This window comes from Amycolatopsis albidoflavus, assembly GCF_039525725.1.
GTDB classification, from domain to species: Bacteria; Actinomycetota; Actinomycetes; order Mycobacteriales; family Pseudonocardiaceae; genus Amycolatopsis; species Amycolatopsis albidoflava.
The window spans coordinates 422626-441118 of sequence record NZ_BAAAHV010000012.1; the positions used below are offsets into that span (position 1 = coordinate 422626).

At 69.3% G+C, this 18493-nt stretch carries 16 protein-coding genes and 1 pseudogene; 12 read left to right on the forward strand and 5 right to left on the reverse strand.

Annotated features, from left to right (window positions below):
* Positions 1-3 precede the first annotated feature (3 nt).
* On the forward strand, positions 4-1347 hold the full coding sequence (gene gdhA, locus ABD156_RS20400; RefSeq protein ID WP_344275656.1) for an NADP-specific glutamate dehydrogenase: 1344 nt from the start codon (positions 4-6) through the stop codon (positions 1345-1347).
* 640 nt (positions 1348-1987) lie between these two features.
* On the opposite strand, the gene ABD156_RS20405 is transcribed toward gdhA, so the two are convergent.
* Positions 1988-2209 carry a hypothetical protein gene (locus ABD156_RS20405; protein ID WP_344275659.1) on the reverse strand — a complete coding sequence of 74 codons (222 nt, stop codon included), beginning with the start codon at positions 2207-2209 and terminating at the stop codon, positions 1988-1990.
* Between the two features lie 108 nt (positions 2210-2317).
* Here ABD156_RS20405 and ABD156_RS20410 point away from each other — a divergent pair, with 108 nt between their 5' ends.
* From ABD156_RS20410 to ABD156_RS20425, 4 genes are all read left to right on the forward strand, one after another.
* Positions 2318-3319, forward strand: a complete 1002-nt coding sequence (locus ABD156_RS20410) for a helix-turn-helix domain-containing protein (protein ID WP_344275662.1) — start codon at positions 2318-2320, stop codon at positions 3317-3319.
* A gap of 704 nt (positions 3320-4023) precedes the next feature.
* Positions 4024-5256 carry an FAD-binding oxidoreductase gene (locus tag ABD156_RS20415; RefSeq protein ID WP_344275665.1) on the forward strand — a complete coding sequence of 411 codons (1233 nt, stop codon included), beginning with the start codon at positions 4024-4026 and terminating at the stop codon, positions 5254-5256.
* Positions 5257-5275: 19 nt separating this feature from the next.
* Positions 5276-5878, forward strand: a complete 603-nt coding sequence (locus ABD156_RS20420) for a dihydrofolate reductase family protein (RefSeq protein ID WP_344275668.1) — start codon at positions 5276-5278, stop codon at positions 5876-5878.
* Positions 5879-5892: 14 nt separating this feature from the next.
* Positions 5893-6273 (forward strand): PPOX class F420-dependent oxidoreductase, encoded by a 381-nt coding sequence (locus ABD156_RS20425; RefSeq protein ID WP_344275670.1) that lies wholly within the window; start codon positions 5893-5895, stop codon positions 6271-6273.
* On the opposite strand, the gene ABD156_RS20430 is transcribed toward ABD156_RS20425, so the two are convergent.
* The gene (locus ABD156_RS20430; RefSeq protein WP_344275673.1) at positions 6274-7086 is read right to left on the reverse strand and encodes an SDR family NAD(P)-dependent oxidoreductase; all 813 of its coding nucleotides are present in this window, start codon (positions 7084-7086) and stop codon (positions 6274-6276) included.
* 90 nt (positions 7087-7176) lie between these two features.
* Here ABD156_RS20430 and ABD156_RS20435 point away from each other — a divergent pair, with 90 nt between their 5' ends.
* Positions 7177-7737 carry a TetR/AcrR family transcriptional regulator gene (locus ABD156_RS20435; RefSeq protein ID WP_344275676.1) on the forward strand — a complete coding sequence of 187 codons (561 nt, stop codon included), beginning with the start codon at positions 7177-7179 and terminating at the stop codon, positions 7735-7737.
* Here the strand turns inward: ABD156_RS20435 and ABD156_RS20440 are convergent, their stop codons facing one another.
* Entirely contained in the window at positions 7738-8661 is a 924-nt protein-coding gene (locus tag ABD156_RS20440; RefSeq protein ID WP_344275678.1) for a LysR family transcriptional regulator, read from the reverse strand. It abuts the gene before it with no gap.
* An 83-nt stretch (positions 8662-8744) separates the two neighbouring features.
* Here ABD156_RS20440 and ABD156_RS20445 point away from each other — a divergent pair, with 83 nt between their 5' ends.
* The 3 genes from ABD156_RS20445 to ABD156_RS20455 are packed head-to-tail and all read left to right on the forward strand — an operon-like array spanning position 8745 to position 12122.
* Positions 8745-9452, forward strand: a complete 708-nt coding sequence (locus ABD156_RS20445; protein WP_344275681.1) for a succinate dehydrogenase cytochrome b subunit — start codon at positions 8745-8747, stop codon at positions 9450-9452.
* 1 nt (position 9453) lies between these two features.
* Positions 9454-11382, forward strand: a complete 1929-nt coding sequence (locus ABD156_RS20450; RefSeq protein WP_344275684.1) for a fumarate reductase/succinate dehydrogenase flavoprotein subunit — start codon at positions 9454-9456, stop codon at positions 11380-11382.
* Positions 11379-12122, forward strand: coding sequence for a succinate dehydrogenase/fumarate reductase iron-sulfur subunit (locus ABD156_RS20455; RefSeq protein ID WP_344275688.1), 744 nt, complete (start codon positions 11379-11381; stop codon positions 12120-12122). The genes ABD156_RS20450 and ABD156_RS20455 overlap by 4 nt, the downstream gene beginning before the upstream one ends.
* A gap of 68 nt (positions 12123-12190) precedes the next feature.
* Here the strand turns inward: ABD156_RS20455 and ABD156_RS20460 are convergent, their stop codons facing one another.
* Positions 12191-13078, reverse strand: coding sequence for a DUF2382 domain-containing protein (locus ABD156_RS20460; protein WP_344275691.1), 888 nt, complete (start codon positions 13076-13078; stop codon positions 12191-12193).
* Positions 13079-13531: 453 nt separating this feature from the next.
* Between ABD156_RS20460 and erm the strand changes: the two genes are divergently transcribed.
* The gene (gene erm, locus ABD156_RS20465; RefSeq protein ID WP_344275694.1) at positions 13532-14293 is read left to right on the forward strand and encodes a 23S ribosomal RNA methyltransferase Erm; all 762 of its coding nucleotides are present in this window, start codon (positions 13532-13534) and stop codon (positions 14291-14293) included.
* 102 nt (positions 14294-14395) lie between these two features.
* Positions 14396-15853 carry an aldehyde dehydrogenase family protein gene (locus tag ABD156_RS20470; protein WP_344275697.1) on the forward strand — a complete coding sequence of 486 codons (1458 nt, stop codon included), beginning with the start codon at positions 14396-14398 and terminating at the stop codon, positions 15851-15853.
* Here the strand turns inward: ABD156_RS20470 and ABD156_RS20475 are convergent.
* Positions 15847-16452 carry a TetR/AcrR family transcriptional regulator gene (locus tag ABD156_RS20475; protein ID WP_344275700.1) on the reverse strand — a complete coding sequence of 202 codons (606 nt, stop codon included), beginning with the start codon at positions 16450-16452 and terminating at the stop codon, positions 15847-15849. The genes ABD156_RS20470 and ABD156_RS20475 overlap by 7 nt on opposite strands.
* Positions 16453-16578: 126 nt before the next feature.
* On the opposite strand from ABD156_RS20475, the pseudogene ABD156_RS20480 reads away from it, so the two are divergent.
* Positions 16579-18489: pseudogene (locus tag ABD156_RS20480) on the forward strand (primary-amine oxidase); the annotation flags it as partial.
* Between the last annotated feature and the right edge of the window lie 4 nt (positions 18490-18493).

Genomic DNA, 18493 nt, shown 5'->3' on the forward strand with positions numbered 1-18493 from the left:
CGGATGGCACTCGACAGGACATCGCGCGAAGTGTACGAGGAGATCGTCCGGAAGAACCCGGCCGAGCCGGAGTTCCACCAGGCCGTCTTCGAAGTGCTCGAAGCGATCCGGCCCGCGCTGCGGCGGGATCCGGGCCTGCGCGACGCCGCGATGCTGGAGCGGCTGTGCGAGCCCGAGCGACAGGTGATGTTCCGGGTGGTCTGGACCGACGACGCGGGCGCGGTGCACGTCAACCGCGGCTTCCGGGTCGGGTTCAGCTCGGCGCTCGGGCCGTACAAGGGCGGGCTGCGCTTCCGCGGCGACGTCACGCTCGGGACGGTCAAGTTCCTCGCCTTCGAGCAGATCTTCAAGAACGCGCTCACCGGCCTCGGCATCGGCGCGGGCAAGGGCGGGTCCGACTTCGACCCGGCCGGCCGCAGCGACGGCGAGATCATGCGGTTCTGCCAGGCGTTCATGACCGAACTGGTCCGGCACATCGGCCCGGACACCGACGTCCCGGCCGGCGACATCGGCGTCGGCGGGCGCGAGATCGGCTATCTGTTCGGCCAGTACAAGCGGCTCACCAACCGCTACGACGCGGGCACGATCACCGGCAAGAACCCGCTGCTGGGCGGCATTCCGGCGCGTCCGGAGGCCACCGGATACGGGACGGTGTACTTCCTCGAAGCGATGCTCGGAGCCCGCGACGACTCGTTCTCCGGCCGCACCGCGGTGGTGTCCGGTTCGGGCAACGTCGCCTACCACGCGATCGCGAAACTCCAGGAACTCGGCGCGCGGCCGATCGTGTGCTCGGATTCCGGCGGGTACGTCCACGATCCGCGCGGGATCGACCTGGAAGTGCTGCACGACTTGAAGGTCGCGCGGCGCGGGCGGCTCTCGGAGTACGTGGATCACGTGCCGTCGGCGAAGTACGTCACGGACGGCACGCCGTGGGATGTGCCGTGCGACCTCGCGCTTCCGTGCGCGACGCAGAACGAGCTGGACGAGCAGTCCGCGTTGCGGCTGGTGAAGAACAACGTCCGCGCGGTCGCCGAGGGGGCGAACATGCCGTGCACGCCCGGTTCACTGCAGATCTTCCGCGAGGCCGGGGTCGCGGTCGGCCCCGGAAAGGCCGCGAACGCGGGCGGGGTCGCGGTGTCGGCGCTGGAGATGCAGCAGAACGCGGCGCGCGAGCGGTGGACGTTCGAGCGCACGGACCGGACGCTGCGGGAGATCATGACCGACATCCACCGGACGTGCCTCGAAACCGCCGACGAGCACGGGGTCGCCGGGGACTACGTGAGCGGGGCGAACATCGCGGGGTTCCGGAAGGTCGTCGCGGCGATGGATGTCTGCGGGTACATCTGAGGCGCGTCTACGGTCTTCGTTCGGCAGAATTTTGTATGCAGTATTTAGTCGCTGGTGTGCCGGTCGGCTGAATGGTGCCTGTGGTTCACAGTTCACGGTTCACAGTGGACGGGATTCTCTGCGGTCTGGGCTTCGGGACGGCCGCGTTACAGGGGCTAAGCCGGAGTCTGTGCCAAAGCCAGTGCGAGTGCCGTAGCCGGTGCCGTAGCCGGTGTCGGTGCTTTGGCCGGTGTCGGTGCCGCAGCCGGTGACAGTGCTGCGGCCGGTGTCGGTGCCGTAGTCGGCGGCAGTGGCAGTGCTACCGGCGGTATCGGTGTCGTGCAGCAGCTAGTGTCGATGCCCAGTGTCGATGCAGGTGCCCGGCACGGATGCCGATGCAGTGCCCCGGTGCTGGTGCAGGCACCCGGGCCCCAATGCCGGGTGCCGATGCAAGTGCCCGGGCCGTCTCCGGGACGGTCGCGGTGCCGTGACTGTGCCTGCACGGTCGCTCCTGGACTCGAACCTTCCCGGCGCAGCAATGGGACAGCGGCCGGCCCGGTGCTGGGGCCGTCGTGTCCCGGTGCCGGGTTCGCCGGTCGGCGGAAACCCGGCCAACGCCGTCGTTTGCTAGAGCGTCAGGACGAGAGCGCCGGGCAGGCGGTCACCGCGAGGAGGAGAAAGTCACCACGACATAAAGGAAAACCAACAGCCCGGCGACTCCGAAAACAGCGGCGACCGCACTGCGCACCCAGGTGACCAGGCCGGTGGCGGTGCGCTGCCGGTAGCTGTTGAAGCGCGCGTGGGTCTGGCTGGCTCTGTCCAGCAGCCCTCCCACGAAAAGACCCGCGCCCAGGACAAGCACAATGATGAGCAACGTCGGCATGACCGGGCGCCTCCTTCGGTAGCACGGTGTTTCCCGGCTTCAGAAAGCGAGAATCCCGGGGCGGGACGCCTGGCGACTACGGGAGAAGGTCTTCCGGTCCAGGGACTTGTGACCCGGTGCCTGCGGGCGAACGACCACCGCGGCGACACTTTTCCGAACTGCATTCTCACCGGGAAAAGCATTTCCGGCAAAGAGAAGGGGCCGCCGACCCCGCCGGTGCTTGACGTGCGCCCGGCGGAACGCTTCGGTACGGGGATGAACGCGTATGTGGAGCGTCCGCCGGTGCCGGGGCTGGCGGGAGTCGTGCGCACGGTGTGGATCCAGCGCACCGGCGACGCGCCGTACGTGCAGCGGCATCTGCCGACCGGCGGCGTCGAGATCCACTTCCCGGTCGGTGGGCGACCGCGGTTGCTCGGGCCGTTGACCGGGCCGCGGATCGAGGTCATTCCGGCGCGGACGACCATCGTCGGCGTGCGGTTCCGGCCGGGGGCCGCGCCTCCGTTGCCCGCCGGGCTCGACGAACTGGCCGACCAGCATCTCGGCCTGGCCGAGTTGTGGGGGCGGACCGCGGACCGGCTCGTCGAAGCAGTCGCGCTCGCCGCGACGCCCGAGCTCGGACTGGCCGCGCTGCAGGCGCACCTCGTGCGGGAATTCCGCCGGGCCGGCGGGCTCGACCCGCTGGTCGGGGAAGCGGTGCAGGTGCTGATGCCGTGGGACCCGGTCGGCGTCGACGCGGTCGCCGCGCACCTCGCGCTCTCCGCGAGCCAACTGCGCCGGCGGTGCCTGCAGGCAGTCGGGATGAGCCCAAAGGTGCTGCAGCGGACGTTGCGGTTCCAGGGATTTCTCGCGCTGGCCCAGGCAGGCGCCATCGCGAGCGGCCGGCGGGGCGCGGACGGGATGGCGAGCCTCGCGGTCGACGCCGGTTATGCCGACCAGGCGCATCTCAGCCGCGAATGCCTGCGGCTGACCGGGGTCACGCCGAGGCAGCTGCTCGGGGGCGATCTTGACCGGTGCGCTTGCGGGCATGATCATTCCGCTTCGTACGCGCCGTTCCTCGCCACCCGGAGGCATTCTCTGGTGCGGGGCGGGGTTTCCGCGCGGTGGGGATGAGTGCCGAGGGGACTCCATGGGATGACGCGGCTCCCAGGGCTTCTCGGCTTGGCCGGTCCGGGGCGCGGACACGCTCGACCCGCCACGCGGAAGTGTTCGCCGGTGCGGGACGGTGTCTCGACGCGGCAAGATGAATCCCGCAGGGACTCCACCAGACGACGCGGTTCTCGGGTTTCACGCTCTGGCCTGCCTGGGGCACGAAGACGCGATCAACCCGCCATTCCCCCAGGCGTTCTACGATGCGGCGCGGGGTCCCGCCCGGCGGGAATGTGCCCCCAAGGGACGCCAGCGGACGAGGCGGATCCCAAGGTTCATCCCCTGGCCTGCCCCGGGTGCCCAGGAACCATTAACCCGCCGCCCGGACATGTTGGCCGGTGCGGGACGGCATCTCCATGCGGCGGAAGTGAGACTCCATCAGACGACGCGGTTGTCGAGGCTTCTCCCCCTGACCTACCCGGGCACGCGGGACACGATCAACCCGCCATCCCTCGCCAACCGGAAATGTTCGCTGCGGCGGGGCGGTATCTCCGTGCGGGTGGCAATGAGTCCCGATGGGACTCCAGCGCACCACGCGGTTTCAAACCCTTCCCCGGCCCAGCCCGCCACGCTTCGCATCCCGGAGCCGTCCGCCAGTCCAGGCGTGAGCATCTCCCGTGCGCGTTTTGTTCAAGAACCGCCCTCTGGAACTCCGTAACGTCGCCTCCGTGATCGACCTGACCGCGCTCGACGTCCTCTCCCCCGGTTCGCTGGGGTACGGAGCCAGTCCGCAACCGGGGCTGGTCGTTCGCTGTCATTCGGTCTCGGATGTCGTTCAGGTCATGGCCTACGCGGCCGAGACCGGCAAACGCGTCGTGCCGCGCGGCGGGGGCCATTGTTTCGTGGACCGGTGCCCGGCCGGCGGGATCGTGGCGGATCTGTCCGGGATGGACCGGATCGAGGTGGACGACGGCGGCGTGGCGACGATCGGCGCCGGGGCTCGGCTGGGCTCGGTCTACCCGGCGTTGCACGAGTTCGGCCGGACGATTCCGGCCGGGTGCGGTGACACCGTGGGCATCGCGGGGCTGACGCTCGGCGGCGGGATCGGGCTCCTCGGCCGCCAGTACGGGCTGACCTGCGATCGGCTCGTCGGCGCGCAGGTGGTGCTCGCGGACCGGAGCGTCGTGGAGTGCGGCGAGGGCCGGGAAGCTGACCTGTTCTGGGCATTGCGGGGTGCGGGCGGCGGGCAGTTCGGCATCGTGACGGAGTTGCGGTTCGCGACGGTGCCGGAGCCGCCAGTCTGCCGGATCGAGGGGACCTGGGAAGAGCAGGAGGACCTCGTCAAGACCTGGCAGGACTGGGCGCCCGGAGCCCCCGACGGGCTGACGGTGAACCTCAGTGTCCAAGCCGGACGCGCGACGCTCTTCGGGGCTTCCACCCTCCCGCCGCGGGCGACCCGGGAGTGGCTCAGGGAGTTCACCGCTCGGGCCGGTGTTCTGTATGCAATAGACATCCGACTGGATGTTCCCTACAGCATGGTGAAGCCGACATTCAGCACGCTGGATTCGGCCGCGGCGAGCCGGGTCCGGTCGGAGTTCTTCGCGGGGGCGATGTCGGAGGGCACTACGCGGGAACTGCTCAAGGGGCTGACCGGCAACCGGCGGCTGGCGTTCACGGCGATGGGCGGGGCGTACAACCGGGTCGCGGAGGACGAGACCGCGTTTGCGCATCGGGGTGAGCGGTTTTTGCTGGAGCAGGTCAGCGAGCCGGGCGATCCGTGGGTGGACGAGGCGTGGAGGACGGCGCACGCGGAGGGGTCCGGCCGGGTTTATCCGAACTTTCCCGATCTCGCGCTCGAGGACCCGGTCCGGGCGTATCACGCGGGCAACTACGACAGGCTCGCCGCGCTCAAGAAAACCTTCGACCCGCATCGGGTTTTCGACTTTCCCCAGGCACTGTAAGCGACTATTAAGGATCGTCATGACCAAAGTGTTCAGCGCCCTCTCCGTCTCGGTCGACGGCTACATCAGCGGCCGCCTCCCGGAGGGGGCCGACGAGGTCGGGAGCGGGCTCGGCGACGCGGGAGCGCTGTTCGACTGGTACTTCACCGGCGACACGCCCAGCAAAGTCCTCGACGGGTTCACCCTGTCCGAGCCGAGTGCGCGGGTTTTCGACAAACTCGCCGACCGCGTGGGGGCGTCGGTGGTCGGGCACACGACCTACGACCATTCAAGCCACTTCGGCGGTAGTGGTCCGCATCCGACCGCTCCGTTGTTCGTGGTCAGCCACCAGCCGGTGCCGGAACTGAGCGCGGCGCAGACTCACGCGGCCAGCGTCGAAGAGGCTGTCGCCGGCGCGCGGGCGGTGGCGGGAGACAAGGACGTCGCACTAATGGGCGGGGTTCTGGTCACCGAGGCGATCAAGGCCGGATTGGTCGACGAGTTCGTCCTTCACCAGGTTCCGATCCTGCTCGGCGGCGGGCGGAGCTTCTTCGGGGAACTCCCGGCGCACGTCCGGCTCAGGCTGGTCGAAGCCGTCCCAGCACCCGGCGTCACCCATCTTCACTACGAAATTCTTCGCTGAAAGGAACCACGACCATGCTCAACCCCGATGTCCGCCGCATCCTCGACGGCACCCCGATCGCCCACCTCGCCACCGTGCTCCCGGACGGATCGCCGCACGTCGTCCCGGTGTGGATCGGCACGCACGGCGACCGGATCGTCTTCCTCACCGGCCCGGACAGCCGCAAGGCCCGCAACCTCCGCCGCGACCCCCGCGTGGCGATTTCCCTTACCCCGCCGGACAATCCGTTCGAGCCGGTCACCATCCGCGGCCGGGTGGCCGAATGGATCGAAGGCGACCCGGCATGGGAGATCGTCGACGCGGTGGCCAAGAAATACATCGGGCAGCCGTACACGCGGGAGCAGGTACGCGTGGTCGGCCTGATCGAACCGGAGCGGCAGTCGGTGGGGATGTAGTCAGAAAGCGACCGAAGCGGCCAGTTCCCGCTGCGACTCAAGACAGTTCAGCCGTTCGGCGAGTGCATTGCGGACGGCGTCGTAGGTGTCCGAACCGAGGGAAAGGCGCAGTGGCGGGTTCGACTGGAGGGTGGTCTCGTACAGCAGCGCGGCGATCTTGGCCGGGTCGCCGGAAAGGGCGCTGTCGTCGAGGGATTCCAGATAGCGGCGGGTCCGGCCGACAGCATTGTCGCGGTAAGGAGCCGTTTCGGCGGTGTACTGCAGCGCGGATGCGAAGCCGGTCCGGGTCCCGCCGAGCTGCGCCACGGTCAGGTGGATGCCGAACTCGGCGACCTCCCGGCTGACGCTCTCGGTGTACCCCTCCAATCCCCATTTGCCCGCGTGGTACGCGCTGTGCGTCGGCGAGCCGAGCTGGCCGCCCATGCTGGAGATCTGGATGATCCGCCCGCCGCCCCGGGCGCGCATCGGGCCGAGGAACGCGCGGGTGATCAGGATCGGGGCGAGCAGCAGCACCTCGATCTGGTCCCGGATCTGCTCGGTCGTCATCTCCTCCGCCGCGCCCACGACGGCATAGCCGGCGTTGTTCACGACCACGTCGACCGGCCGCCGCCGCACCGTCCGCTCGATTACCGCGGAAACGTCGGCCGGACGCGTGAGGTCGAGCCGTTCGACAGTGAGGTGCGGCGAAGCGGGCAGCGCGTCCGGACGCCGGACTGTCGCGGTGACGTGCTCGCCGCGGCGAAGTGCCTCTTCGACCAGCCGACGGCCCAAGCCGCCGGAAGCGCCGGTGACGAACCAATGCCGTGCGGACATAGCGCGACCTCTCCAAGGTAAGGTTAACCGGAATTTGTTCCGCTTAGACTATCCGGAACACATTCCGGTTAGCAACCCAGGAGGGAACCGATGGCCGACGCCCCGCGCCGCACCCGGCGAGACGCGCTCGAGAACCGTGCCCGGCTCCTGGAGGTCGCCGCGCGGGCCTTTGCCGAACAGGGCCTCGCGGCGGCGCCGGCCGCGATCGCCAAGCAGGCCGGGGTCGGCGTCGGCACGCTCTACCGGCACTTCCCGACCCGCGAAGCGCTGATCGACGCCGCCTACCGGCATCACCTCGCGGGAGTCTGCGAGCAGGCGGCAGCCCTCCTGACACAGCACCCAGCCGCGGAAGCAATGCGCGAGTGGCTAACGCATTTCCTCGCGTACGCCAGCGCGAAGCACGGGATGTCCGAAGCACTCAACGCGGTCATCGCGTCCGGCGTCGATCCTTATTCGGACAGCCGGAAGCTGCTCCTCGATGCCGTCGGCGACCTGCTCGCAGCAGGAGCGGACGACGGGACGCTCCGGTCCGACGTGCCCGCCGAGGACGTCCTGCTCCTGATCGGCGGTATCGCGTATTCCGCGCAGCACTGCGAAAAACCGCAAGCGCAGCGGCTGATCGACCTGGTGTTGGACTCCCTGACTCGCTGATCACCCGCCGACCAGCGGACGCGTGCCGGGCGGCAATTGGGCGACGCCGCCGCCCAGGTACCGCACCACCGCCTCCTGCAGCGCCCGCACGGCGCGCGGCTGCTCGACATCCCGCCGGTACGCCAGCCGCACCACCCGGCTCAGCCCGGGTTCGGTGAACCGCGTGCGGCGGAACCGGTCCCCGACCACGGTGCTCGGCACCACCGCCAAGCCCAGCCCGGCCTGGACCAGCTCCAGCACCGCGTCCATTTCGCCGCCTTCGATCGCGAAGAGCGGGTCGAATCCCTCAGCGCGACACGCGGCCACGGTCGCCTCGCGCAGGTCGTAGCCCTGCCGGAACATCACCAGCGGCCGGTCCCGCAGCGCGCCGATCGGCATCCGGCCGCGCACCGGGGTGGGCGCGTCCTTCGGCGAGATCACCACGAGGTCTTCGACGAACAGCGCGCGGCTCTCCAAACGGGAATCGTCGTGGACGCGGCTGTCCACGATCATCGCCAGGTCCAGCCCGCCTTCCGACAGCGCGGTCTGGAGATCCCGCGACCCGCTTTCGTGCAGCACCAGCTCGATGCCCGGGTAGTCCCGCCGGAACGCGGCGAGCATCGCGGGCAGCAGACCGGTGCACAGGCTCGGCGTCGCGCCGAGCCGTACCCGGCCGCGGCCCAGTTCGTCCAGCTCGCGGATCGCCCGGTACGCGGTCTCCGTCTCGGCGAGGATCCGGCGCGCGATCGGCAGCAGCGTCTCCCCCGCCTCGGTGAGCGTCACGTTCCCGCGGATCCGGTGGAACAGCCCCGCGCCGACATCCCGTTCCAGCGCGCGGATCTGCTGCGACAGTGAGGGCTGCGCCACACGCATGCGTTCGGCGGCGCGGGTGAAATGCCGCGTCTCGGCCACTGCCAGGAAGTACGCCAGCTGTTGGAACTGCACGAGCGCCATCATAGGCATTGCCTCTGGTGTCGAGAGAAATCATGTGTTTGCCCTCTCGTCAGCGCCGACCTACCGTCGGTTCCGTGGCACTCGCACCCGCTCCGCCCCGCCGTCGCCCGGCGCTCGTGACGTTCTGGCGTTCGACCATCGGCAAGAAGGCCGTCATGGCCGTCACCGGGCTGATGTTCGTCGCGTTCCTGTTCGTGCACATGGCCGGGAACCTGAAGGTTTTCCTGGGACCACAGCATTTCGACGACTACGCCGCCTGGCTGCGCACCATCGGCGAACCCGTGCTGCAGAACGCCTGGTATCTCTCGATCCAGCGGACCGTGCTCCTGATCGCGCTGGTGCTGCACGTGGTCGCGGCGGTGCAACTGTCCAAACGGGACCGTCAAGCGCGCCCGGTGAAGTACGCGCACGGCCAGCGGCGCAAGGCCAGCTTCGCGACGCACACCATGCGCTGGGGCGGCGCGACGCTCGCGCTCTACATCGTGTGGCACATCCTGGACCTCACGGTCGGCGTGGCCAACCAGGACTTCCGCGACGGCCAGCCGTACCACAACATCGTCGCGGACTTCCAGGTCTGGTGGGTCAACCTGATCTACATCGTCGCGCTGCTGATGCTCGGCCTGCACATCAACCACGGCTTCTGGAGCGCGGCGCAGACCCTCGGCATCACCAGCAAAACCCGCGACCGGGCGCTGAAAACCGTGGGCTCCGTGCTCGCCGTCGTGATCACCGGCGGCTTCCTGATCGTGCCGATCGCCGTGATGGCGGGATGGGTGGCCTGACATGAGCGAATACACGCTCGGCGAGCCGATCGCCGACACCCGGGCGCCCGAAGGCCCGATCGAGGACCGCTGGGACAGCCGCCGCTTCGGCGCGAAGCTGGTCAACCCGGCCAACCGGCGGCGGCACCGGATCATCGTGGTCGGCACCGGTCTCGCCGGCGCGTCCGCCGGGGCGACTCTCGCCGAACAGGGCTACCACGTGGTCCAGTTCTGCTTCCAGGACTCGCCGCGGCGCGCGCACTCGGTGGCCGCGCAGGGCGGCATCAACGCGGCGAAGAATTACCGCAACGACGGCGATTCGGTCTACCGGCTCTTCTACGACACGGTGAAGGGCGGCGACTTCCGGTCCCGGGAGTCCAATGTGTACCGGCTGGCGCAGGTGTCCACGCAGATCATCGACCAGGCGGTGGCGCAGGGCGTGCCGTTCGCCCGGGAGTACGGCGGACTGCTCGACACCCGCTCGTTCGGCGGGGTCCAAGTGCAGCGCACGTTCTACGCGCGCGGCCAGACCGGACAGCAGTTGCTGCTCGGCGCGTACCAGGCGCTGGCGCGGCAGATCGACGCCGGCGGCGTGGAAATGCACCCGCGGACGGAGATGCTGGACCTGATCGTGTCCGACGGCAAGGCACGCGGGATCGTCGCGCGGGACCTGGTGACCGGCGAGGTGACCACGCATCTCGCGGACGCCGTCGTGCTCGCGACCGGCGGCTACGGCAACGTCTTTTACCTGTCCACCAACGCGAAGGGCTCCAACACCACCGCGATCTGGCGGGCACACAAGCGCGGCGCGTACTTCGCGAACCCGTGCTTCACGCAGATCCACCCGACCTGCATCCCGCGGTCCGGCGAGCACCAGTCGAAGCTGACGCTGATGAGCGAGTCGCTGCGCAACGACGGCCGGATCTGGGTCCCGAAGCAGCCTCGCGACCCGCGTCCTCCCCAAGAGATTCCGGAGGCCGAGCGGGATTACTACCTCGAGCGGATGTACCCGAGCTTCGGCAACCTGGTGCCGCGCGACATCGCCTCGCGGGCGGCGAAGAACGTCTGCGACGCCGGTTTCGGCGTCGGTCCCGGCGGGCTCGGCGTGTACCTGGACTTCGCGGACGCGATCGAGCGGATGGGCCGTCCTGCGGTGGAAGCCAAGTACGGCAACCTTTTCGACATGTACGAGCGGATCACCGCGGAGAACCCGTACCAGGTCCCGATGCGGATCTACCCGGCGATCCACTACACGATGGGCGGTCTGTGGGTCGACTACGACCTGCAGAGCACCGTGCCGGGCCTGTTCGTGATCGGCGAGGCGAACTTCTCCGACCACGGCGCGAACCGGCTCGGCGCGTCCGCGCTGATGCAGGGCCTCGCCGACGGATACTTCGTGCTTCCGGCCACCCTCAACGACTACATCGCCCAAGGCAGTTTCCCCGCGCTGGACCCGGCCGATCCGGCTGTCGCCCAAGCGGAAACCGCCGTGCGCGACCGGCTCGAACGGCTGCTGTCGGTCCGCGGAACCCGCAGCGTGGACTCGTTCCACCGCGAACTGGGCCACCTGATGTGGGACCACTGCGGGATGTCCCGCTCCGCCGAGGGCCTGCGGAAAGCTCTCGACCGGATTCCCGAGCTGCGGGCGGAATTCTGGCGCGATGTCCGCGTCCCCGGCACCGGCGAGGAGCTGAACCAGGAACTGGAGAAGGCCGGTCGCGTGGCCGACTTCCTCGAACTCGCCGAGTTACTGCTGCTCGACGCCCTGGTGCGCGAGGAATCCTGCGGCGGCCATTTCCGCGAGGAACACCAGACCGAAGACGGCGAGGCTCAGCGCGACGACGAGCGGTTCTCCTTTGTCTCAGCCTGGGAGTACGGCGAGAAGCCGGTGCTGCACCAGGAAATCCTGAACTTCGAGCACGTCCACCCCACCCAGCGGAGCTACACGTGAAACTCACCCTGCGGGTCTGGCGCCAGTCCGGCCCGGACGACGACGGCAGGCTCGTCGAGTACCCGGTCGACGACGCCAGCCCGGACATGTCGTTCCTGGAGCTGCTCGACGTCCTCAACCAGCACCTCATCGAGGACGGCGCGCAGCCGATCGCGTTCGACCACGACTGCCGCGAGGGCATCTGCGGCTCGTGCGGCGTGGTGATCAACGGCCGGGCGCACGGCCCCGAACGCACCACGACCTGCCAGCTGCACCTGCGGTCCTTCCGCGACGGCGACGTGCTGGACGTGGAACCGTGGCGCGCCAAGGGTTTCCCGGTGATCAAGGACCTGGTGGTGGACCGCTCGGCGTTCGACCGGATCATCGAGGCGGGCGGCTACGTCACCGCCCCGACCGGCAGCGCTCCCGAAGCGCACGCGACGCCGGTGCCCAAGCCGGACGCGGACCTCGCCTTCGACAATGCGACCTGCATCGGCTGCGGCGCCTGCGTGGCGGCCTGCCCGAACGGGTCGGCGATGCTGTTCACCTCGGCGAAAGTGGCGCACCTGAACTCGCTCCCGCAGGGTCAGCCGGAACGCGCCCAGCGGGTGCTCGACATGGTGGAAACCATGGACGCGGCGGACTTCGGCGGCTGCACGAACACCGGCGAATGCGTCGCCTCGTGTCCCAAGGGCATTCCGCTGACGAGCATCGCGAACCTCAACCGCGAGTTCATGAAAGCCAGCCGCTCGCGGCGGTAGCCGAGAAGTCCGTGAGGGGAACCCTGAGGGACTCTGATTCCCTCAGGGTTCCCCTCACGGACCTCGGGTCAGGACTTCTTGCCCCGACCGGTGTCGTCGTCGATGTCGATCCGCTCCTTGCGGACCTTCCCCTGCACGGTCTGTTCCTCGGTCACCTGCTCGGTGCCGAGGCGCACCCGCTCGACCGGGACGGTTTCCTTCTGCACCACGGGCTTCTCGGCGTGCAGGACGACGTCCTGCTCCGCCTCGCCGATCTCGGCCTTGCCCGCGGCCTTGGCGTCGGTGATCGGCTCGCGCTCGACGCGCACCTCCTCGTGCGTGACCGGCACGGTCACCTGCTCCTCCTCGGTCACAACGTACTTGCGCAGCCGCACGTGGCCGGTCTCGACCTCTTCGGTGCCGACCTTCAGTCGCTCCTCCGAGCGCACCACGTCGCCGGTGTCGGTCGTCTCGTGGCGTCCGCCCTTGGCCGCGGCGGTGTCGTGGCCGGTCGCGTGTTCCTTGCCTGCGGTGCCGCCGGCCGCCGCGTCACGCCCCCGGCCTGCGGCACCGCCCGCTGCCATGCCGCCAGCCGCGCCACCTGCAGCCATGTCGCGCCCGGTGTTCCGGCCGCCGCCGACGTTTTCGCCGTTCCCGGCCCGCGGGGCCGGCAAGCCGTAGTACTTGTACAGCTCGACGCTTTCCTTTTCGGAAAGGTGGCCTTCGGCGTCGATCCGCGGCGCGTCGGACACCTGGTCCTTCGCCACCTGCACGTGCAAGCCGTCGTTCTCCATGCCCGCACCCGAGAGCGGCACGAAGCTCTCCTTCTGGCCGAACAGCCCGGTTTTCACCGTCACCCACTCCGGCCGCCGCGTGTCGTCGGCGAGATACACCGTGCCGACCTTGCCGATTTTGCTGCCCGCATTGTCCATCACGGTGCTGTCGACGAGATCTTGCGGCTGCATTGCGCGTACCATGGATCCACTCCATTTCCCGAATCGGATTTCCTTCTCCGGTCCCCACTCTCCGGCTGGTCACAGGGCCGCGCAAGCTTCGCACCCCTCAGCCGAGCGACCCCGTTTCGTGTCAGTTTGCGACCCGGTTTCACCGGGTACTTCCGTCGCAAGAGGACCGTTCGCCATCCGGTCCGGCGGAATGGGCGAAGAATTGCCCGGCCGCCGGATCAGGAAAGGCTGCGGCGTGTTTTTCAGAGCGCTGCCCGCACGCTGCCGGAAAACCCGGATGCGGCCGGACTCGCCGGTCGGCTAAGCTCCCGCCCTATGGGTGCCACCTTCGCCGCGTACGCATTGACTCGCCTGCGCAACGCCTGAGCGCCGGAAGCTCACCGCTCCGTCGCGCTCTCCCGTTGTCCGTCCGGGCCGCCTTTCCTGGCGCCCGGGTCGCTTCCTCATGCGCGGAGTCCGCACCCCATGTCTGCCCAGCCTTTCGGCGGACGGCACGAGCTCGGCCAGAACTTCCTGGCCGATCCCGCCGTCATCGCCGCTGTCTGCACCGCCGCCAACCGCACGAACGGTCCCCTCGTGGAACTCGCCGCGGGCGACGGCGCACTGACCGTCCCGCTCAGCCGCACCGGCCGCCCGCTGACCGCGGTCGAACTCGATCCCCGCCGCGCCCGCCGCCTGGCGCAGCGGACCGGGGAGAACGTCGAGGTCGTCCACGGCGACCTGCTCCGGCACCGGTTGCCCACAGTCCCGCACACCGTCGTCGGCAACCTTCCTTTCCACCTCACCACCGCGACCCTGCGCCGGTTGTTCCGGCAGCAGCACTGGGAACTGGCGGTGCTGCTGGTGCAATGGGAAGTCGCCCGCCGCCGCGCCGGAATCGGCGGCGCGTCCCAGATGACCGCCGCGTGGTGGCCGTGGTTCGAGTTCGCGGTGCCCGCGCGGGTCCCCGCGCACGCGTTCCGGCCGCGCCCGGCCGTGGACGGCGGAATCCTCGTGATCACCCGCCGTCCGCGGCCGCTGGTCGCCGAGCAGGCCGATTACCAGGAGTTCGTCCGCGAGGTCTTCACCGGACGCGGCCGCGGGCTGGGCGGGATCCTGCCCCGCACCGGCCGCGTCAGCGCCCGCGGGGCACGGACCTGGCTTGCCCGGCAACGGCTGTCGCCGCAAGCACTCCCCCGCGATCTGACCGCCGAGCACTGGGCTTCTCTCTGGAACCTGGTGCGGTGACCCTGCATCGATCCGCCAGATGCAGCGCAGCGAAAAGCTCTGCTTTCGCGGACCACGGCGGCTGGCGATAGTGGACGGAAGCGACGAGAGGCGGTTCCGGGAATGAACCACGGCGACTGGGTGCGCGAGGCCGCGCAGCTGCGGCCCCGCACAGCGGCCTTTGTGGACGGTGATTGGCTGAAGGCCAAGTCCGGCAAGACTTTCGCCGACGTCAATCCGGCCACCGGGCACCCAGTCGCGCAGGTGGACGAGGGCGGCGAAGACGAGATCGACGCCGCGGTCACGGCCGCGCGCCGAGCGTTCGAGGACGGCCGCTGGTCACGGCTCGCCGCCACCGAACGCAAGAAGCGCCTGCTGAAGCTGGCCGACCTCATCGGCGCGCACGGCCGGGAACTGGCGCTCTGCGACACCCTCGACGTCGGCCGGCCGATCTCCGACACCTTCGGCCAGGACGTGCCCGCGACCGCCGAGTGTTTCGCCTGGTACGCCGAAGCTCTCGACAAGCGCTACGACGAGGTCGCACCCACCCCTCCAGGCAACTTCGCCGCGATCCGGCGCGTACCGCTCGGAGTGGTGGGCGCGGTCGTGCCGTGGAATTTCCCGCTCGACATCGCCGGGTGGAAACTCGCCCCGGCGCTGGCCGCGGGCAACAGTGTCGTCCTCAAGCCCGCCGAACAGTCTCCGCTGTCCGCGCTGCGGCTGGCGGAATTGGCTGTGGAAGCCGGAATTCCGGACGGGGTGCTCAACGTCGTGCCGGGCTTCGGCGAAACCGCCGGACAGGCGCTCGGACGGCATCCGGACGTCGACGTCCTCGCCTTCACCGGATCGACGCCGGTGGGCGGGCTGTTCCTGCGCTACGCCGGGGAGTCGAACCTCAAACAGGTCTGGCTCGAATGCGGCGGCAAGAGCCCGGTCGCGGTGTTCGCCGACGCGGACCTCGATGCCGCGGCGGACCTGGTCGCGTTCGGATTCTGCGCGAACTCCGGGCAGGTCTGCTCGGCCACCACCCGGCTGCTCGTCCAAGCGTCGGTCGCGGACGCATTCCTCGCCCGGCTGCGCGAAAAAGTCTCCGGGTGGGCGCCCGGGGATCCGCTGGACCCGGCCACGAAATTGGGTCCGATGATCGACGAGGCCGCGGCAGCCCGGGTGCTGGCCGCCGTCGAAGCCAGCAGCGGAACCGTCGTCGCGGGCGGCACCCGTCGAGGCGCGTTCCTAGACCCGGCCATCGTCACCGACCTGGCCTCCGACGATCCGCTCGTCACCGAGGAACTGTTCGGACCGGTGCTCACAACGCAGACCTTCGAGTCCGAAGCGGACGCGATCCGGCTGGCGAACGACACGCCGTACGGCCTCGCCGCCTCGGTCTGGACTCGCGACCTCGCCCGCGCACACCGTGTCTCCGACGGAATCCACGCCGGGACCGTCTCAGTGAACACCGTGGACGCGCTCAGCACCGCGACCCCGTTCGGCGGCTTCAAGCAGTCCGGCTTCGGCCGCGACCTGTCCCTGCACTCGTTCGACAAGTACACCGGCCTCAAGACGGTCTGGACGGCCTACTGACCGAGGTCCCGCCCGGTTTCCGCGGCCAGGTACCCCAGCACCAGCGCCCGCACCCGGTCCGCGGACAAGCTGGTGTTGCGCCCGGCGAGGTGCAGACCGTACGCGTCCTCCAAGGCCACCGCGTTCGCCGCGATGTCCGCCGCGGGCGAGCGCAACTGGAACGCGCCTGTGTCCCGCCCGTGCGCCAGCGCCGCCGAGTACAGCGACACCTCGCGATCCCAGAGCGCCGTCATCAACACCGCATGCTCCGGACTGCGCGCAGCGTGGACGTGCATTTCGTACAGCACGCGGCTCAGCTGATCCCCGTCGTCGGCGGGCAGCCCCGCGTCGACCAGCCGCACGAGCCGCCGGGCCGGATCGTCCTCCGCCTCCGCCGCGCGCGCTCGCGCCCAGTAGAACCGGTCGACCGCGTCGCGGTGCAGCTCGAACAGCAGATCGTCGAGGTCCGGGTAGTAGTAGCTGACCGAGCCCGCCGACAGCCCGGCCTCCTCGGCGACGTCGCGCACGCGGAGACCGGCCAGCCCGCGCGTCCGGATCGCGCGCCCGGCCGCCGCCACCAGCTCGTCGCGCCGCCGTTCCTGGTCCTTGGGTCGTGCCACGTCCAGGATTATTGATGACGTGCATCGAAAAACCCAGCGCGGGTTCCGGAGAACCCACCCCGTAAGGACCTTGCCAGGCAGACCGGCAGGACGCATTCTTTGCGATAGACCGCAAAGAATGAGGAGACGCGCATGGCCCACCCCCTCTCGCGCCTGACCGAAGACGAGGTCGCCCGCAACCGGGCGCTGCTGGCCGAGGCCGGGATCGCGACCGAGAGCACCCGGTTCGCGCTCGTCTCACTGCTCGAACCGGCGAAAGCGGCCGTGCTCGCCTGGCGGCCGGGCGACCCGGTGGACCGCCGCGTCCGCTCGCTGCTCCTGGACCGGGAGACGGGCGCGGTGCGCGAGGCGGTCGTGTCGCTGACCAGCGGCGAGATCGTGGCCGAGCGGGCGGTGGACGTCGTGGCCGAGGGGCAGCCGCCGATCCTGCACGAGGAGTTCGACCTGGTCGAGAAGATCCTCTGGGAGGACGAGGCGTGGAACGCGGCGATGCGCCGCCGCGGCATCGAAGAACCGCGTTCGGTCCGGATCTCCGCGCTGAGCGCCGGATGCTTCGACATCCCCGGCGAAACCGGGCTCCGGCTCGTGCGCTGCCTGGCTTTCCTGCAGCTGAACAAGGACGACAACCTGTGGGCGCACCCGATCGACGGCGTCGTGGCCTACGTCGACCTGATCGCCGGCCGCGTGCACGACCTCATCGACGACGGCCCGGCCGACATCCCGCGCACTGCCTACGACTACCACCTCGACGGTCCGGCGCGAGACACCCAGAAACCCATCGTGATCACCCAGCCCGAGGGCCCGAGCTTCACCGTCGACGACGATGTCGTCACGTGGGAGAAGTGGCAGTTCCGGATCGGCTTCAACGCGGTCGAAGGCCTTACCCTGCACCAGATCGGCTTCCAGGACGGCGAACGGCTGCGTCCGGTGGTCTACCGCGCTTCGGTGGCGGAGATGGTCGTTCCTTACGGCGATCCGAGTCCCGTCCGGTTCTGGCAGAACTACTTCGACGCGGGCGAGTATTCGCTGGGCAAGGAAGCCAACTCGCTGACCCTGGGCTGCGACTGCCTCGGCGAGATCCGCTACTTCGATGCCGTCCTGCACGACGACGACGGCCAGCCGCACACCATCACGAACGCGATCTGCATGCACGAGGAAGACGCCGGGGTGCTGTGGAAGCACACTGACCACTACAACGGGAGTGTTTCGACCCGCAGGCAGCGTCGGCTGGTCATCTCGTTCTTTGTGACCGTCGGGAATTACGACTACGGCTTCTACTGGTACCTCTACCTCGACGGCACCATCGAACTGGAATGCAAGGCCACCGGCATCGTCTTCACCTCGGCCTTCCCGGCTGACGATCCGGAGTACCCGTGGGCCACCGAAATCGCCCCCGGCATCGGCGCGCCGTTCCATCAGCACCTGTTCTCCGCGCGGCTGGACATGATGGTCGACGGCCTCGCCAACGCGGTCGACGAGATCGACGTGCAGCGGGTCCCGATCGGCCCGGACAACCCGTACGGCAACGCCTTCACCCGCAAGATCACGCGGCTGGCCAAGGAATCCGAGGCCGCCCGGCTCGCCGACGGCAACCTCGGCCGCACCTGGCGAATCAGCAATCCCGAGTCGCCCAACGCGCTCGGCAAACCCGTCGCCTACACGCTGCATCCGGAGGGCCTGCCGCCGTTGCTGGCCGACGACGCGTCGTCCATCGCCCGCCGCGCCGCCTTCACCCGCAAGCACCTGTGGGTCACCGCGTACGCCGAGGACGAGCGCTTCCCGGCGGGCGAGTACGTCAACCAGAACGACGGCAAGACCGGCATCGACACCTGGATCCAGGCCGACCGCGACCTCGACGGCACCGACCTGGTCGTCTGGCACACCTTCGGCCTGACGCATTACCCGCGCACCGAGGACTGGCCGATCATGCCCGTCGACCACACCGGATTCACGCTGAAGCCCAGCGGATTCTTCGACGCCAACCCGGCGCTGGACACGCCCGCGCCGAAACCTCAGCATCCGGATTGCTGCCACTGAGGCA

Coding starts and splice junctions, on each gene's coding strand:
- gdhA (WP_344275656.1), top strand. CDS start 4: ATGGCACTCGACAGGACATCGCGCGAAGTGTACGAGGAGATCGTCCGG.
- ABD156_RS20405 (WP_344275659.1), bottom strand. CDS start 2,209: ATGCCGACGTTGCTCATCATTGTGCTTGTCCTGGGCGCGGGTCTTTTC.
- ABD156_RS20420 (WP_344275668.1), top strand. CDS start 5,276: ATGACCAAAGTGTTCAGCGCCCTCTCCGTCTCGGTCGACGGCTACATC.
- ABD156_RS20425 (WP_344275670.1), top strand. CDS start 5,893: ATGCTCAACCCCGATGTCCGCCGCATCCTCGACGGCACCCCGATCGCC.
- ABD156_RS20430 (WP_344275673.1), bottom strand. CDS start 7,086: ATGTCCGCACGGCATTGGTTCGTCACCGGCGCTTCCGGCGGCTTGGGC.
- ABD156_RS20435 (WP_344275676.1), top strand. CDS start 7,177: ATGGCCGACGCCCCGCGCCGCACCCGGCGAGACGCGCTCGAGAACCGT.
- ABD156_RS20450 (WP_344275684.1), top strand. CDS start 9,454: ATGAGCGAATACACGCTCGGCGAGCCGATCGCCGACACCCGGGCGCCC.
- ABD156_RS20460 (WP_344275691.1), bottom strand. CDS start 13,078: ATGGTACGCGCAATGCAGCCGCAAGATCTCGTCGACAGCACCGTGATG.
- erm (WP_344275694.1), top strand. CDS start 13,532: ATGTCTGCCCAGCCTTTCGGCGGACGGCACGAGCTCGGCCAGAACTTC.
- ABD156_RS20470 (WP_344275697.1), top strand. CDS start 14,396: ATGAACCACGGCGACTGGGTGCGCGAGGCCGCGCAGCTGCGGCCCCGC.